This is a genomic window from Massilia sp., assembly GCF_046293535.1.
Taxonomy (GTDB): domain Bacteria; phylum Pseudomonadota; class Gammaproteobacteria; order Burkholderiales; family Burkholderiaceae_D; genus Telluria.
Genome location: NZ_JBKBOV010000003.1, coordinates 59,455 through 73,325, shown reverse-complemented (window position 1 = coordinate 73,325; position 13,871 = coordinate 59,455). Strand labels below are relative to the sequence as shown.

Here is a 13,871-nt window from a genome sequence, read left to right as displayed (position 1 = left end):
GGTCTTCAGGCCAGCGGCTCTAACACCGTCGTTCCGGCGCAGGCCGGAACCCAAGTTTGCGTGCAGACTGCTCACGTATCTCGCTTAGATATCCGCTTCCGTTTCGTTCCCGTGTTCCTCCAGCCACGCCCGGCGGGCGGCGGCTTCGCCTTTCCCCATCAGCATGTTGAAGCGCGATGCCGATTCGGGCAGGCTGTACTGGCCGAAGGCCACCGGCAGCAGGCGGCGGGTGTCCGGGTTCATGGTGGTTTCCCACAGCTGTTCCGCGTTCATCTCGCCCAGGCCCTTGAAGCGCGAGATGCTCCACACGCCTTCCTTCAGGCCTTCTTTTTTCAGCTTGTCCTCGATCGCCAGCAGTTCGCCGTCGTCGAGCGCATACAGCTTCTGCAGCGGCTTCTTGCCGCGCGCCGGCACGTCGACGCGATACAAGGGAGGACGCGCCACGCAGATGTGGCCATTCCTGAACAGGGCGGGGAAGTGCTTGAAGAAGAGGGTCAGCAGCAGCACCTGGATGTGCGAGCCGTCCACGTCCGCATCGGACAGGATGCAGATCTTCCCGTAGCGCAGGCCGGTCAGGTCCGGGTTGTCGTCGACGCCGTGCGGATCGACGCCGATCGCCACCGCGATGTCGTGGATCTCGTTGTTCGCGAACAGGCGGTCGCGCTCGGTCTCCCAGGAGTTCAGCACCTTGCCGCGCAGCGGCAGGATGGCCTGGAATTCCTTGTCGCGACCCATCTTGGCCGAGCCGCCGGCCGAGTCGCCCTCGACCAGGAACAGCTCGTTGCGTGTGATGTCGGTCGATTCGCAATCGGTCAGCTTGCCCGGCAACACCGCCACGCCCGAGGACTTCTTCTTCTCGACCTTCTGCAGCGAGCGCAGGCGCGATTGGGCCTGCTTGATGACGAGTTCGGCCAGCTTCTTGCCGTATTCGACGTGCTGGTTCAGCCACAGTTCGAGCGGCGGCTTGGTGAAGGTGGAGACCAGCTTGACGGCGTCGCGCGAATTCAGGCGCTCCTTGGTCTGGCCCTGGAACTGCGGGTCCAGCACCTTGGCGGACAACACGAAGGAGACGCGCGCGAACACGTCTTCCGGCAGCAGCTTGACGCCTTTCGGGAGCAGCGAGTGCATCTCGACGAAGCCCTTGACGGCGCCGAACAGGCCGTCGCGCAGGCCGGATTCATGGGTGCCGCCGCTGACGGTCGGGATCAGGTTGACGTAGGACTCGCGCACCACGCTGCCTTCCTCGGTCCAGGCCACCACCCAGGCCGCGCCTTCGCCCTCCGCGAAGCCTTCGTCGCCCGCGGCCGCGTACTGCGCGCCCTCGAACAGCGGGATCAGGGTCTGGCCGTTCGAGCTTTGCGCCAGCGCCTCGGTCAGGTAGCCGCGCAGGCCCTCGTCGTAGCGCCAGGTCTGGACATCGCCGGTCTTGGCGTTGGTGAGCGTGACGGTCACGCCCGGCAGCAGCACGGCCTTCGAGCGCAGCAGGCGCTGCATGTCGCTAAGGGGAATGTTCGGCGAATCGAAATACTTCGGGTCGGGGCGGGCGGTGACGCGGGTGCCGTTCTTCTTGCCGCCACGCTCCGCCGGGCGCGAGCTCAGGGGCTCGACCAGGTCGCCGTTCTCGAAGGCGATGTCGTGCACGCCGTTGCCGTTCTCGTCCTTGCGCCAGACGGTGATTTCCAGGCGCGTCGACAGCGCATTGGTGACCGATACGCCGACGCCGTGCAGGCCGCCCGAGAAGGCATAGGCGCCGCCCGAGCCCTTGTCGAACTTGCCGCCCGCGTGCAGGCGGGTGAAGACGATCTCGACGGTCGGCACGTTTTCTTCCGGATGCAGTCCAACCGGGATGCCGCGGCCGTCGTCTTCGACCGTGACCGAGCCGTCCGTATTCAGCGTGACGGCGATGTTCTTGCAGTGCCCGCCCAGCGCTTCGTCGGAGGCGTTGTCGATCACTTCCTGGATGATGTGCAGCGGGTTTTCGGTCCGGGTGTACATGCCCGGACGTTGTTTCACGGGCTCGAGTCCTTTGAGGACGCGGATGGATGATTCGCTGTAGTCAGTTGCGGGTTTCTTGGAAGCCATGCTGATATGTGTGGTGTTCAATGCTTGCGCATTCTATCTCTTGTCACGTGGAAAGTTGGGCCTTTTCGAGATCCCAAACGTGCTTGTTAGTCTGCACCATTGTGCTAGATTAAGATGATGTGACCCGGAAGTGCCACTGGAAAGGCTGGAAAAGCGATGCCCGCAACCAGATATCCATTTACCGTCCGCCTGGTCGGTTTCGCGCCCCCTGAATGCGCCCAGATCGAGAGCCTGCTGGCGCAAGCCCCGCTGCCGGGGCCGTCGTATTTTTGCCTGCACGACGACAGTTTGCAAGAACCCGACCTGTACATCGCCGATGGCGCCAACCCCGCCGCCCTGGCGCGCCTGGCCTGCCTGCCGCCCGGCGCGCTGCAGCCCATCCTGGTGATCGGCGGCGACGGCGCCCATGGCGAGACCGGCCGGCGTACCCTGGCGCGTCCCGTCGCCCCTGCCAGCCTGTACGAAGCGCTGGCCGAACTGCTCGATACCCGCGTGCAGGCGCTGGCCGCCCTGGCCGCGCGCGGCCAACCCTGCCTGCCCGAGCGGCGCCGAAGGCCGCGACTGGCGCCGGATACCGAGACGCCGGACTACTACGCCCGCCTGCGCCAGGGACCGCCCGACGGCGCCGTACTCATCATCGACAAGGGCGGCGCCTTCCGCGACCACGTGGCACGCGTCGTAGCCAACACCTACGCCAACACCATGGCCAAGATGCTGGCCAGTCCGTCGAGCACGGCGCCCGGCAATCCTGCCGCCACGGACAGCCTTGCTCCTGCCAGCACCGCCCGGCCGGTCGAATGGACCGACAGCAGCCGCGCCGCCGTACGCCTGTGCGACGAGACGCCGGTATCGCTCGTCATGATCAATACCTGTGCACCGGGCATCGAACCGTACAGCCTGAGCAGTGCCATCAAGTCCCAGGAAGGGGCGGGGCGTACCGCCGTGCTGTTTCTTGTCGGGCAATCGTTCAAGTACGACAGCCTGCGCGCCCGCGATGCCGGCGTGCGGGGACTGCTCGACAAGCCGGTCGCCGACCGCCACCTGCTGGCCACCTTCCAGAAGCTGCTGGCACTGCCGCTGACCAAACCTTGATAAAAACTACTGTAATTGCATACAGTATCAACCGAAACGGGAAATCCTGCAAGCTGCCGCTTTTGCAACACCATTCCAGGGCGCGATGAATTTTTTGTAACAACTTCAAATCGTGCGCGTGCGTGACGCGGCTATATTGGTAGTCATGGCGCAAGACGAACCCACACCACCTCCGGAAGTACCCGGCCCCCCGATCGAGAAACGTCCCGAAGCCCCGGTGCGGGTGCCGGACCGGCGCGCGACCCAGGGACAGACCATGCGCGGGCATGCCAAGTACCAGCGCGACGGCGACACGCCCCTCGCCCTGGCCGGGCGCGTGATCAGCTCGCGCTGGCGCACTTTCCGTGAACGCTTCAGCCGCGATTTCATGAATCGCACCCTGCACATCGGGGTGTCGGCGCGCATCTTCCATCCGGAACCGGGCGCCCGCGGCCTGCTCAGCAAGAACCTGCAATACCTCGAAGAGTCGATCGCCCAGTGGGTGATGTCGCGCGACGTGCTGGTGGTCATGATCCCCACCGTGAACACCAACGGCCTGCTCCACCCCAGCAACATCACCTTGCGCCACTATGCGCGCCACCTCGACGGGCTGGTGCTGCAGGGCGGGGCGGACGTGGCGCCACAGACCTATTCCGAGGTGCCGACCCGTCCCGAATGGGGCGGCGACCGCGCCCGCGACGTCTACGAGCTCGAGCTCCTGCACGAATTCGTCGACGCCGGCAAGCCCGTGCTGGGCGTATGCCGCGGCTGCCAGCTGATCAACGTCGCCTTCGGCGGAACGCTCTACCAGGACGTGCTCACCAACGTGCCCGAAGCGCTGGCCCACGTGCAGGACATCTACGACGCGCATCGCCATGCGATCCGCTTCCCGCCCGGCTCCTCGCTCGGCAAGATGTTCCAGGGCGTCGAGCGCCCGATCGTCAATTCGATCCACCACCAGGCGGTCAAGGAACTGGGGCGCGACATTCGCGTCGAGGCCTATTCCGAACCGGACGGCATCGTCGAGGCGATCCGCTACGAGCGCGCCGACTTCGTCATGGGACTGCAATGGCACCCGGAATTCCACCGCGCCGGCGGGGTCGAGCTGCTCGACTGCACACCGGTGCTCGACGAATTCCTGCGGGCGGCGCGCGAGACCCGGCTGTAATCAAGGCTTGCTTTCCACTCCCGGCTGGACAATAATGAATGAGAATCATTCTCATTCATTATTGTTTCTTGGGAGGTGTGCATGAGTATTCCTGTCGCAGACCCGGCACGCAGCCAGGACGTGCTGCTGGTGGCATCGCTGCTGCACCTGATGTCGCACTACACCGCGCGCGGCGACGGCGAGCAGCCATGCGTGAAGCTGGCCTCTGTGATCGAGCGCCACCTGTGCGCGCTGGCGCGGCTGCCGGACGCCGATCCGGTGCTGCGCGCCACCTGCGAACAGCTGGCCGAGCGCTGGGCCGGGCTGGTGGACGCGCAGTTGCCGCGGCCGGTGAAGCAGCCGCTGCTGGCCAGGTTCATGAAGGGGAGCCGGGGTGGGAAGGCGGTAGCGGCGCAGTGAGGTCTTTTTGCGTTAATCCACCACATAGCTACTGTTATTGTTGGCGGAAGCACGTCATGCGCGCCACTGGCGCCCATGACTTCCGGCGAAGGCCGGTATCCAATTTCTTCGACTAGCCATCTACGTAGAACTTGGGCACCGGCCTTCGCCGGTGCGACGGTCTTCAAGTTGCCGTGTATGGTCGAGATAGCGCGACACTCGCCGAATTGGGCTCCCGCCTTCGCGGGAGCGACGGATCGGCAGCCGCGGGCCATCATCCCCGCCGCCAGCGCATCCGCCGCTCGCCCCTGAAGCGCTGGATCGCCCCGTTCACCATGCCTTCCACGCTGCCTTCGCGCTCGTACACGCGTCGCAGCTGGGCCGCGTCGCTGCCTTCGCGCGCCGCCTCGGCCAGATGCTGCAGCGCCTCCACGCTGCCCAGCGCCTCGGCATGCGGCATCATTCTGTCGAGGGTGGCCAGGATGTCCTCGCGCATCGGCACGTTGGCATAGGTCTTCGGATGCGTGATCGCGCCTTCCAGTCCGAAGCGGCAGGCCTGGAAGCGGTTGTAGTTGTAGACCAGGTAGTCGTCTTCGACCGGCGGCGCGTCGACGCGCTGGAGCAGGTGGCGGCACAGGGCCTGCAGGTAGGCCGCCAGCGCCGCCGCGCGCTCCACCGTGAGCGGCGTGTCGCACACGCGCAGCTCGATGGTGCCGTATTCGGGCTTGGGCCGCAGGTCCCAATAAAAATCCTTCATGCTCTTGATGATGTTGGTGCGCTCCATCTTGGCGAAGTACACGTCGGTGAACTCCTGCCAGCTCAGGACGAAAGGCGCGCGCCCGCTCATCGGGAAGGCGAACACGGAATTCAGGCGCGCCGAATCGAAGCCGGAATCGACGCCCTGCACGAAGGGCGAGGAGCTCGACAAGGCGATGAAGTGCGGCAGGTACCGGTTCAGCGCGTGCAGCAGGTACAGGGCATCGTCGCCGTTGGCGCAGCCGATGTGCACGTGCTGGCCAAAGACGGTGAACTGCTTGGCCAGGTAGCCGTACAGCTGCGACAGGTATTCGTAGCGCGGCTTGCTCGAGATCTTCTGTTCCGACCAGTGCTGGAAGGGGTGGGTGCCGCCGCCCGCGATGCCGATGTTGAGCATGTCGCCGGCCGCCACCAGGGTGTCGCGGATGGCGCGCAGCTCGGCCAGCAGCGGCTCGTAGGACGCGTGCACGCTCGAGTTAATCTCGATCATGCTCTCGGTGATCTCGGGCGTCACGTTGCCCGGGAAGGGCTTGCGCTTCAGGAGGTGCAGCAGGTCGGGGGCGGCCGCGGTTAAATTGAAATCCGACAGGCTGACCAACTGCAGTTCGAGTTCGACGCCGAAGGTGAGCGGCTGCGAGGAGGTGAAGGCTTCAAGCGGCATCGGGACGCTCCGGGGCTTCGCGTGCCCACACCAGGGCGCGCTGGATGATGACGGGACCGAACACTTCGAGCAGCATCGTCACCGCGGCCATCGCGCGCAGTTCCTCGACGACGTGCACGCCCGCATGGCGCGCATGTTCGATCAGCAGGATCACGAACACCGACAAGGGCGCCAGCCCCAGGCTGGTGAGGGCGCCCTTGCGCCACGATACGCCGGACAGGCGGGCAAAGGCGGTCACCCCGACGGTCTTGGCCACCTGGCGCACCAGCACCACGATCACCGCCAGCGTGGCGCCGGTAGCGACCTGGCGCCAGTCGAGGGTGGAGGCGGCGTAGAGGAACAGCAGCACGGTCAGCACTTCGCCCAGCGGCCCGAAGTTGCGCTGCGCCTGGCTGAAGGCGATACGGCGATGGCGCGCCGTCAGGCCGAACGCCAGGGCGGCGATGTAGGGCGAGAGCGAGCCGGCGTCGCAGATCGCCACCAGCAGCACGATGGCGAGCGCGAAGGCCGCGGTGGCATCGTGGCGCGGGTTGCGGATGGCGCGCAGCAGGGCGGGGACGGCGATCCCGAACAGCGCGCCGACCAGGGCCGACCCGGCCAGCGTGACCAGGCTCTGCCACAGGGCTTCGCCCACCGCGTCGAAGGTGTGGAAGATCCAGAAGCCGATGATCGCGTTGAAGGCGAACACCGCCAGCACGCAGTTCAGCGCCGTCAGGTGCAGCACGCGCTCGGTGACCTGGCCCGAGCTGCGGTATTCGTTGATGACGCGGACGATGGTGGCGGGCGAGGTGCCCATCGACAGCGCGGCCATCATGAGGGCCACCAGTTGCGAACTGCCGAAGGCCAGCGCGACCAGGTAGACCAGCACGAAGGTCAGCAGGCTCTCGGCCAGCCCGGCCACGCCGATCCAGGGATTGTGGCGCAGCCAGCGCAGGTTGATGCGGTAGCCCAGTTCGAACAGGATCAGGCCGAAGGCGATGTCGGCCAGCAGCGCCACCGGGCCGGCGTCGGGCGCGGGCAGCACGCCGATCTGGGTGCTGCCCAGCGCGAAGCCGACCAGGCCATAGAAGCTGATGCGGGGCAGTCCCGTGAAGCGCTGGCCGAATTCGCCGGCCAGCCAGGCGATGGCGAGCGCGATCGGCCACGCAAGGCTGGTCAGGATGGGCAGCAGGTCGGGCATCGGTTCTCCCACTCGAAAGGATGATCGAATTCGTAGGGTGGACGGCGAAGCCGTCCACCCTACGGTGTTGACAATTCTACAAGAGGCTTTCACGCGCACGATTGATGTGCGAAAGGTCCTACTTGCTGAGCAGCCGCATGGCCCGCTCCAGCCCCTCGAGGGTGATCGGGAACATCCGATTATTCATGATCTGCCGGATGACGGCGATCGATTGCCGGTATTCCCACAGGTGTTCCGGCTCGGGATTGAGCCAGGCGAACTTGGGGAAGGCGCCCGTGAAGCGCGCCAGCCAGGCCGCGCCGGCTTCCTCGTTGTTGTACTCGACCGAGCCGCCCGGCGCCAGCACCTCGTAGGGGCTCATGGTGGCGTCGCCCACGAAGATCACGCGGGTGTCGTTGGGGTAGGTGCGCAGCACGTCCCAGGTCGGGAAGCGCTCGCTGTGGCGGCGCCGGTTGTTCTTCCACAGGTAGTCGTAGACGCAGTTGTGGAAGTAGTAGAACTCCATGTTCTTGAATTCGCTCTTGGCCGCCGAGAACAGTTCTTCCACGCGTTCGATGTGGTCGTCCATCGAGCCGCCGACGTCCAGCAGCATCACCACCTTGATGCGGTTCTTGCGCTCCGGTTGCATGCGGATGTCGAGGTAGCCCGCGTTGCTGGCGGTGGCGCGGATGGTGTCGTCCAGCGCCAGTTCCTCGGCCGCACCTAGGCGGGCGAAGCGGCGCAGGCGGCGCAGCGCCACCTTGATGTTGCGGGTGCCCAGTTCGCGCTCGTCGTCGTAGTCGCGGTAGCTGCGCTGCTCCCACACCTTGACGGCCGTGCGGTTGCGGCTTTGGCCGCCGATGCGGATGCCTTCCGGGTTGGTGCCGCCGTTGCCGAAAGGCGAGGTGCCGCCGGTGCCGATCCACTTGTTGCCGCCTTCGTGGCGCCCTTTCTGTTCCTTCAGCAGTTCCTGCAGGCGCTGCTGCAGCTTGTCGTAGCCGAGCTTTTCCAGCGCCGTCTTTTGTTCGGGCGTGAGCTCGCGCTCGAAGCGCTTGAGCAGCCAGTCGAGGGGAATGTCGGCCTTCTCGTCGAACACCGCGTCGACGCCCTTGAAGTAGGCGCCGAAGGCGCGGTCGAATTTGTCGAAGTGGGCTTCGTCCTTCACCAGCGTCAGGCGCGCCAGGTAATAGAACTCGTCGAGCGAAGGCGCGGTCACGCCCTGCTGCAGGGCTTCCAGCAGGGTCAGGAATTCCTTGATCGTGACCGGGACCTTGGCGTCACGCAGGGTGTAGAAGAAGTCGATCAGCATGGTGTCAAACCTTGGCGTGCCGCTCCAGCCGCGCGTGCAGGGCGCGCTTGATCCCGGGCCACTCGGCGCGCAGGATGCTGTACATGACCGTGTCGCGCACGGTGCCGTCGCGGCGCAGGGCGTGGTGGCGGATGACGCCATCCTTCTTCGCGCCCAGGCCTTCGATGGCGGCCTGCGAGGCGACGTTTTCGCAGTCGGTGCGCAGCCCGACCACCCCGCAGCCGAGGGTATCGAAGGCATGCGACAGCAGGAGCAGCTTGCAGCTGGTGTTCACGTGGGTGCGCTGGACGCGCCTGGCGTACCAGGTGTAGCCGATCTCGACGCGGCCGACCTGGGGAAGGACGTCGTGGAAGCTGGTCGTGCCCAGCACGGTGCCGCTGCGCGCGTCGAGCACGGCGAAGGCGAGGCGGTCGCGCGTGTCGAGCGCGGCGCCGATGTACTGCGCCGCGTTGTGCGGCTCCGGCACGCTGGTCACGCGCAGCTTCCACAACTCGCCATCGCTGGCGGCGGCGCGCAGGCCGTCCTCGTGGTGCGGCGCGAGCGGTTCCAGGCGCAGGCCATTGAACTCGAGCGTGGCAGGCAGCACCTTGATCATCGGTTCATCCTCGACATGGTGACCAGGCGCTCGAACAGGTGCACGTCCTGTTCGTTTTTCAGCAGGGCCCCGTGCAGCGGCGGCACGATCGCCTTGCTATCCTGGCTGCGCAGGGCTTCGGCCGGGATGTCCTCGGCCAGCAGGAGTTTCAACCAGTCGAGGAATTCCGAGGTCGAGGGCTTCTTCTTGATGCCGGCGACCTCGCGCAGCTCGTAGAAGCTCTGCAGGGCGGCGGCCAGGAGGTCCTGCTTCAGGGTCGGGAAGTGCACCTTGACGATGTCGGCCATGGTGTCCCGGTCCGGGAATTTGATGTAGTGGAAGAAGCAGCGGCGCAGGAAAGCGTCCGGCAGTTCCTTCTCGTTGTTCGAGGTGATGATCACCAGCGGGCGGTGCTTGGCCACCACCATCTCGCGCGTCTCGTAGACGTAGAACTCCATGCGGTCCAGTTCGCGCAGCAGGTCGTTCGGGAACTCGATGTCGGCCTTGTCGATCTCGTCGATCAGCAGGACCACCGGTTCCGGGGCCGTGAAGGCTTGCCACAGCACGCCCTTGACGATGTAGTTGTGGATGTCGCGCACGCGCTCGTCGCCCAGCTGCGAGTCGCGCAGGCGCGACACGGCGTCGTACTCGTACAGGCCCTGCTGGGCCTTGGTGGTCGACTTCACGTGCCACTGCAGCAGCGGCATGCCGAGGCTTGCCGCCACCTCTTCGGCCAGCATGGTCTTGCCCGTGCCCGGCTCGCCCTTGATCAGGAGCGGACGACCGAGCGTGAGCGCGGCGTTGACGGCCAGTTTCAGGTCGGCGGTGGCGACGTAGTTGTCGCTGCCTTCGAAGCGTGGAGAAGCGTGCATGGGCGTTGTCGGAATGGAGTGAAATGAAGGCGAGTATATGCTAGAACCCGGGTGCGGACAGGGCCGCGCGCGTTTGTAGACTGGTGACAACTCTTCAGATAGAATCGACAGGTTGGTAGTCCATTTGCTAACTTTTTGTGCGTTTGCGGTATTCGAATTACAACTAACGAGCCACACCCATGAAAAAATCTTTAGCACTACTGGTATTGGCAGCGTTTGCTGGTACCGCAGCCGCGGCGGAAGTTGTCGGCAATCCGAAAGCAGCACCGGCCAAGATCGAAATGTGCATCGGCTGCCACGGCATCCCGGGCTACAAATCGGGCTTCCCCGAGGTCTACCGCGTTCCCATGATCGGCGGCCAGTCGGCCAAGTACATCGAAAGCGCCCTCAAGGCCTACCGCAAGGGCGAGCGCAAGAACCCGTCGATGATGGGCATCGCCGCCTCGCTGAGCGACCAGGACATCGCCGACGTCGCCGCCTACTACGCGCAGCAGACTCCCGCCACCGCCAAACGCTAAGGACCAGCCAATGAAAAAACTGTTCTCCGCGCTGCTTGCCGGCGCATTCTGCATGGGCAGCGCCGCCGCTGCCGACGTCGCGAAAGGCGAGGCGCTCGTCAAGAAGTACAACTGCGCCTCCTGCCATGGCGCCGACTACAACAAGCCGATCGACCCGAGCTATCCGAAGCTGGCCGGCCAGCACGCCGACTACCTGGCGCACTCCCTGCGCGCCTACAAGCGCGGCGCCGGCTCGAACGGCCGCATCAATCCGATCATGGCAGGGCAGGTGCAGCCGCTGTCGAACAAGGACATGGCCGACATCGGCGCCTACCTGGCCAGCCTGCCCTCGCAGCTCGTGGTCAGCAAGTAAGGGTATTCCAGCGGTATTCCAGCGGTTCCAGCCCCGAGCTGGTAAACTGTCGATCCCCCCGACCGGGCAGCCGGCGGGGGATTTTGTTTTTGGGTGTGCTGTGGCTGGCGGTGCAAGGACGCGAAGTGGCTGTGCGGGGAAACTTGGGTCCCGGCCTGCGCCGGGACGACGTGCATGAGCTGGCAACTAGCGGTAAACCGTCGTTCCGGCGAAGGCCGGAACCCAATTTTTGCACGCATGCCACCTGCTTACCTTGCCAGTTCTTACCAAACCAATGCCGTCTCTCTCCCCCACCCACCTCAAATCCAACCTGCTCAGCGGCCTGACCGTCGCCCTCGCCCTCGTCCCCGAGGCCATCGCTTTTGCCCTGGTGGCCCAGGTCTCGCCGCTCACCGGCCTGTACGCGGCGGTGCTGGTCTGCTTCATCACCTCCAGCTTCGGCGGCCGCCCCGGCATGATCTCGGCCGCGGCCGGATCGCTGGCGGTGGTGATGGTGGCGCTGGTGGTGCAGCACGGGGCGCAATACCTGTTCGCGGCCGTGGTGCTGATGGGCGTGCTGCAACTGCTGTTCGCGGCCGCGCGCCTGGGCAAGTTCATCCGCATGGTGCCGCACCCGGTCATGCTCGGCTTCGTCAACGGCCTGGCACTGGTGATCTTCGTGGCCCAATTCGGCCACTTCAAGACGCCGGGCCCGGACGGCGGCATGCAATGGATGGGCGGCCTTGAGCTGGCCACCATGCTGGCGATCGTCGCCGCCACCCTGGCGGTGATCTACCTCACGCCGCGCTTCACCAAGGCGGTGCCGAGCACCCTGGTCGGCATCCTGGCGGCCAGCGCAGGCTGCGCGCTGCTGGGCATCGACACCAAGACCGTGGGCGACCTCGGCTCGATCGCCGGCGGCCTGCCCAGCTTCGCGGTCCCGGAGGTGCCGTGGAACCTGGAGACCCTGCGCATCGTCTTCCCGTATGCGCTGGTGCTGGCCGGCGTCGGCCTGATCGAGTCGCTGCTCACGCTGACCCTGATCGACGAGATCACCGACACCCGCGGCCAGCCGAACCGCGAATGCCTGGCGCTGGGCGCATCCAACGTCGTCACCGGCTTCTTCGGGGGCATGGGCGGCTGCGCCCTGATCGGCCAGAGCATGATCAACGTGAACAGCGGCGGCATCGGGCGCCTGTCGGGCATCGTGGCATCGCTGTGCCTGCTCGCATTCATCCTGGTCGGTTCAAGCTGGATCGAGCAGATCCCGCTGGCGGCATTGATCGGCGTGATGTTCTTCGTGTGCGAAAAGACCTTCGAGTGGGGCACCTTCCGCCTGTTCGGCAAGGTGCCGCGCGCCGACGCGCTGGTGATCGTGCTGGTGGCCGGCATCACCCTGGCCTTCGACCTGGCGGTGGCGGTGCTGGCCGGCGTGATCGTGTCGGCGCTGGTGTTCGCCTGGCAGCACGCCAAGCAGATCCGCGTCACTGCCGGCATCGACGAACAGGGGTGCAAGGTCTACGAGCTGGAAGGCACGCTGTTCTTCGCCTCGGTGAGCGGCTTCCAGGCCCTGTTCACGCCGAAGGAGGATCCCCAGGACGTGGTCGTCGAGTTCTTGCGCGCGCGCGTGGCCGACCATTCGGCGATCCAGGCCATCGACGCCCTGGCCGAGCGCTACCGCCTGCTCGGCAAGCGCCTGCACCTGCGCCACCTGAGCCCGGACTGCCGCGAGCTGCTGGAGAAGGCGAAGGACATGATCGAAGTGAACCTGCCGGAAGACCCGCGCTACCACGTCGCCGACGACAAGCTGGGCTGATTCGGGCAGAATGGCGGGATTGACAAGCATGTAGCCATACATGTCGACGACCATCCTGTCCGTACTCTTCCTGCTGGCGATCGGCCAGGGCCTGTTCCTGGCCGCCGTGCTCCTGCTGCTGGGCGCGCGCCGGCCGGAAGTGCGCGCCGCCAACGGGCTGCTGGCCGCCCTCATGCTCCTGTGCGTGCTCGTGGTCGGCCATGCCTGGCTCGGGCTCGCCGGGCTGTACCGGGAATGGCCGCACAGTGCGCTGGCGGTGCTGCCGCTGGGCTTTGCCACCGGGCCGCTGCTCTACCTGTACTTCTCCCGCATCCTGCACGACCGGCCATGGGGCCGATCCCAGGCGCTGCATTTTCTGCCCTTTATTCTGGCCACGCTGGCGCTGCTGCCTTTCTACCTGCAGCCGGCCGCGGCCAAGCTGGCCTGGATGCGCGGCCTGGACGGTCCGCCCTGGTATGTGGCGGCGGCGGCGCTGGCCAAGCTGATCCTGTTCCTGACGTATGTCCGCGCCTGCTACACGCTGGTCGGCCGTGCCGCGGCCCATCCGCTGGCGGCCGGCCTGCGCCGCCTGCTGGCGATCTGGCTGTTCGGCGGCGTGCTCAGCATGCTGGCGCTCGCCCTCGAGTTCGCGCCCGTCGCGCTGCCCCTGTCCGCGGACGTGGCCGGCGCGCTGGTGCTGCTGTATTTCCTGTACGCGACCGGCTACCTGGCGATCCGCCAGCCGCTCGGCTACCGCCTGCCCCCGGCCGAACCGGCAGCGCCGCCCAGGCCGCGCTACGGCGAGCGCGCCCTGGCCGACGCCGACCGCGGCGCCTTCCTGGCGCGGCTGGAAGCCTGCATGAGAGACGAGCAGCCCTGGCGCGACGGCGAACTGAAACTGGAAGCGCTGGCCGGGCGGCTGGCGCTGACGCCGCACGAGCTGTCGCAGCTGATCAACGGCGCCTGCGGCGCCAACTTCCAGGATTACCTGAACCGCCACCGGGTCGAGGCGCTCAAGGAGGCGCTGCACGACCCGGGCAGGTCGGACTCCACCATCCTCGACCTGGCCCTGGCGTCGGGCTTCAACAGCAAGAGCGCGCTGAACCGGGTATTCAAGGCGCATACGGGGATGACGCCGGGCGAGTTCCGGCGCCGGGAAGGGGCGCTTCCGAGCGTGTAAACAGGTCCCGGATCATG

The 13,871-nt window shown here is 66.1% G+C and carries 13 protein-coding genes; 7 read left to right on the top strand and 6 right to left on the bottom strand.

Annotation, left to right across the window (positions count from 1 at the left end; translation table 11 throughout):
• Nucleotides 1–84: 84 nt before the first annotated feature.
• Nucleotides 85–2,082, bottom strand: coding sequence for a DNA topoisomerase IV subunit B (locus ACK4S9_RS02795; RefSeq protein ID WP_409721124.1), 1,998 nt, complete (start codon nucleotides 2,080–2,082; stop codon nucleotides 85–87).
• A 156-nt stretch (nucleotides 2,083–2,238) separates the two neighbouring features.
• Here ACK4S9_RS02795 and ACK4S9_RS02790 point away from each other — a divergent pair, with 156 nt between their 5' ends.
• The 3 genes from ACK4S9_RS02790 to ACK4S9_RS02780 all read left to right on the top strand — a co-directional run bounded on the left by ACK4S9_RS02790 (nucleotide 2,239) and on the right by ACK4S9_RS02780 (nucleotide 4,720).
• Nucleotides 2,239–3,174 (top strand): two-component system response regulator, encoded by a 936-nt coding sequence (locus tag ACK4S9_RS02790; RefSeq protein ID WP_409721121.1) that lies wholly within the window; start codon nucleotides 2,239–2,241, stop codon nucleotides 3,172–3,174.
• A 145-nt stretch (nucleotides 3,175–3,319) separates the two neighbouring features.
• Nucleotides 3,320–4,321 carry a gamma-glutamyl-gamma-aminobutyrate hydrolase family protein gene (locus ACK4S9_RS02785; protein ID WP_409721118.1) on the top strand — a complete coding sequence of 334 codons (1,002 nt, stop codon included), beginning with the start codon at nucleotides 3,320–3,322 and terminating at the stop codon, nucleotides 4,319–4,321.
• An 81-nt stretch (nucleotides 4,322–4,402) separates the two neighbouring features.
• Nucleotides 4,403–4,720, top strand: a complete 318-nt coding sequence (locus ACK4S9_RS02780) for a hypothetical protein (protein WP_409721115.1) — start codon at nucleotides 4,403–4,405, stop codon at nucleotides 4,718–4,720.
• Between the two features lie 253 nt (nucleotides 4,721–4,973).
• Here the strand turns inward: ACK4S9_RS02780 and ACK4S9_RS02775 are convergent, their stop codons facing one another.
• The 5 genes from ACK4S9_RS02775 to ACK4S9_RS02755 all read right to left on the bottom strand — a co-directional run bounded on the left by ACK4S9_RS02775 (nucleotide 4,974) and on the right by ACK4S9_RS02755 (nucleotide 10,030).
• Complete coding sequence (locus ACK4S9_RS02775; protein ID WP_409721112.1) at nucleotides 4,974–6,116, bottom strand: YbdK family carboxylate-amine ligase; 1,143 nt, start codon at nucleotides 6,114–6,116, stop codon at nucleotides 4,974–4,976.
• Entirely contained in the window at nucleotides 6,106–7,296 is a 1,191-nt protein-coding gene (locus tag ACK4S9_RS02770; RefSeq protein WP_409721109.1) for a cation:proton antiporter, read from the bottom strand. The genes ACK4S9_RS02775 and ACK4S9_RS02770 overlap by 11 nt, the downstream gene beginning before the upstream one ends.
• A gap of 118 nt (nucleotides 7,297–7,414) precedes the next feature.
• Nucleotides 7,415–8,584, bottom strand: coding sequence for a vWA domain-containing protein (locus ACK4S9_RS02765; protein WP_409721106.1), 1,170 nt, complete (start codon nucleotides 8,582–8,584; stop codon nucleotides 7,415–7,417).
• A 4-nt stretch (nucleotides 8,585–8,588) separates the two neighbouring features.
• Nucleotides 8,589–9,179, bottom strand: a complete 591-nt coding sequence (locus tag ACK4S9_RS02760; RefSeq protein ID WP_409721104.1) for a GNAT family N-acetyltransferase — start codon at nucleotides 9,177–9,179, stop codon at nucleotides 8,589–8,591.
• A complete protein-coding gene (locus ACK4S9_RS02755; protein ID WP_409721101.1) occupies nucleotides 9,176–10,030 on the bottom strand; it encodes an AAA family ATPase in 855 nt (284 codons plus the stop codon). The genes ACK4S9_RS02760 and ACK4S9_RS02755 overlap by 4 nt, the downstream gene beginning before the upstream one ends.
• Nucleotides 10,031–10,209: 179 nt before the next feature.
• Between ACK4S9_RS02755 and ACK4S9_RS02750 the strand changes: the two genes are divergently transcribed.
• The 4 genes from ACK4S9_RS02750 to ACK4S9_RS02735 all read left to right on the top strand — a co-directional run bounded on the left by ACK4S9_RS02750 (nucleotide 10,210) and on the right by ACK4S9_RS02735 (nucleotide 13,854).
• Complete coding sequence (locus tag ACK4S9_RS02750; protein ID WP_285374986.1) at nucleotides 10,210–10,548, top strand: c-type cytochrome; 339 nt, start codon at nucleotides 10,210–10,212, stop codon at nucleotides 10,546–10,548.
• 10 nt (nucleotides 10,549–10,558) lie between these two features.
• Nucleotides 10,559–10,900 carry a c-type cytochrome gene (locus tag ACK4S9_RS02745; RefSeq protein ID WP_409721098.1) on the top strand — a complete coding sequence of 114 codons (342 nt, stop codon included), beginning with the start codon at nucleotides 10,559–10,561 and terminating at the stop codon, nucleotides 10,898–10,900.
• 274 nt (nucleotides 10,901–11,174) lie between these two features.
• Nucleotides 11,175–12,695, top strand: coding sequence for a SulP family inorganic anion transporter (locus ACK4S9_RS02740; RefSeq protein ID WP_409721095.1), 1,521 nt, complete (start codon nucleotides 11,175–11,177; stop codon nucleotides 12,693–12,695).
• A gap of 40 nt (nucleotides 12,696–12,735) precedes the next feature.
• On the top strand, nucleotides 12,736–13,854 hold the full coding sequence (locus ACK4S9_RS02735; RefSeq protein ID WP_409721093.1) for a helix-turn-helix domain-containing protein: 1,119 nt from the start codon (nucleotides 12,736–12,738) through the stop codon (nucleotides 13,852–13,854).
• Nucleotides 13,855–13,871: the final 17 nt, after the last annotated feature.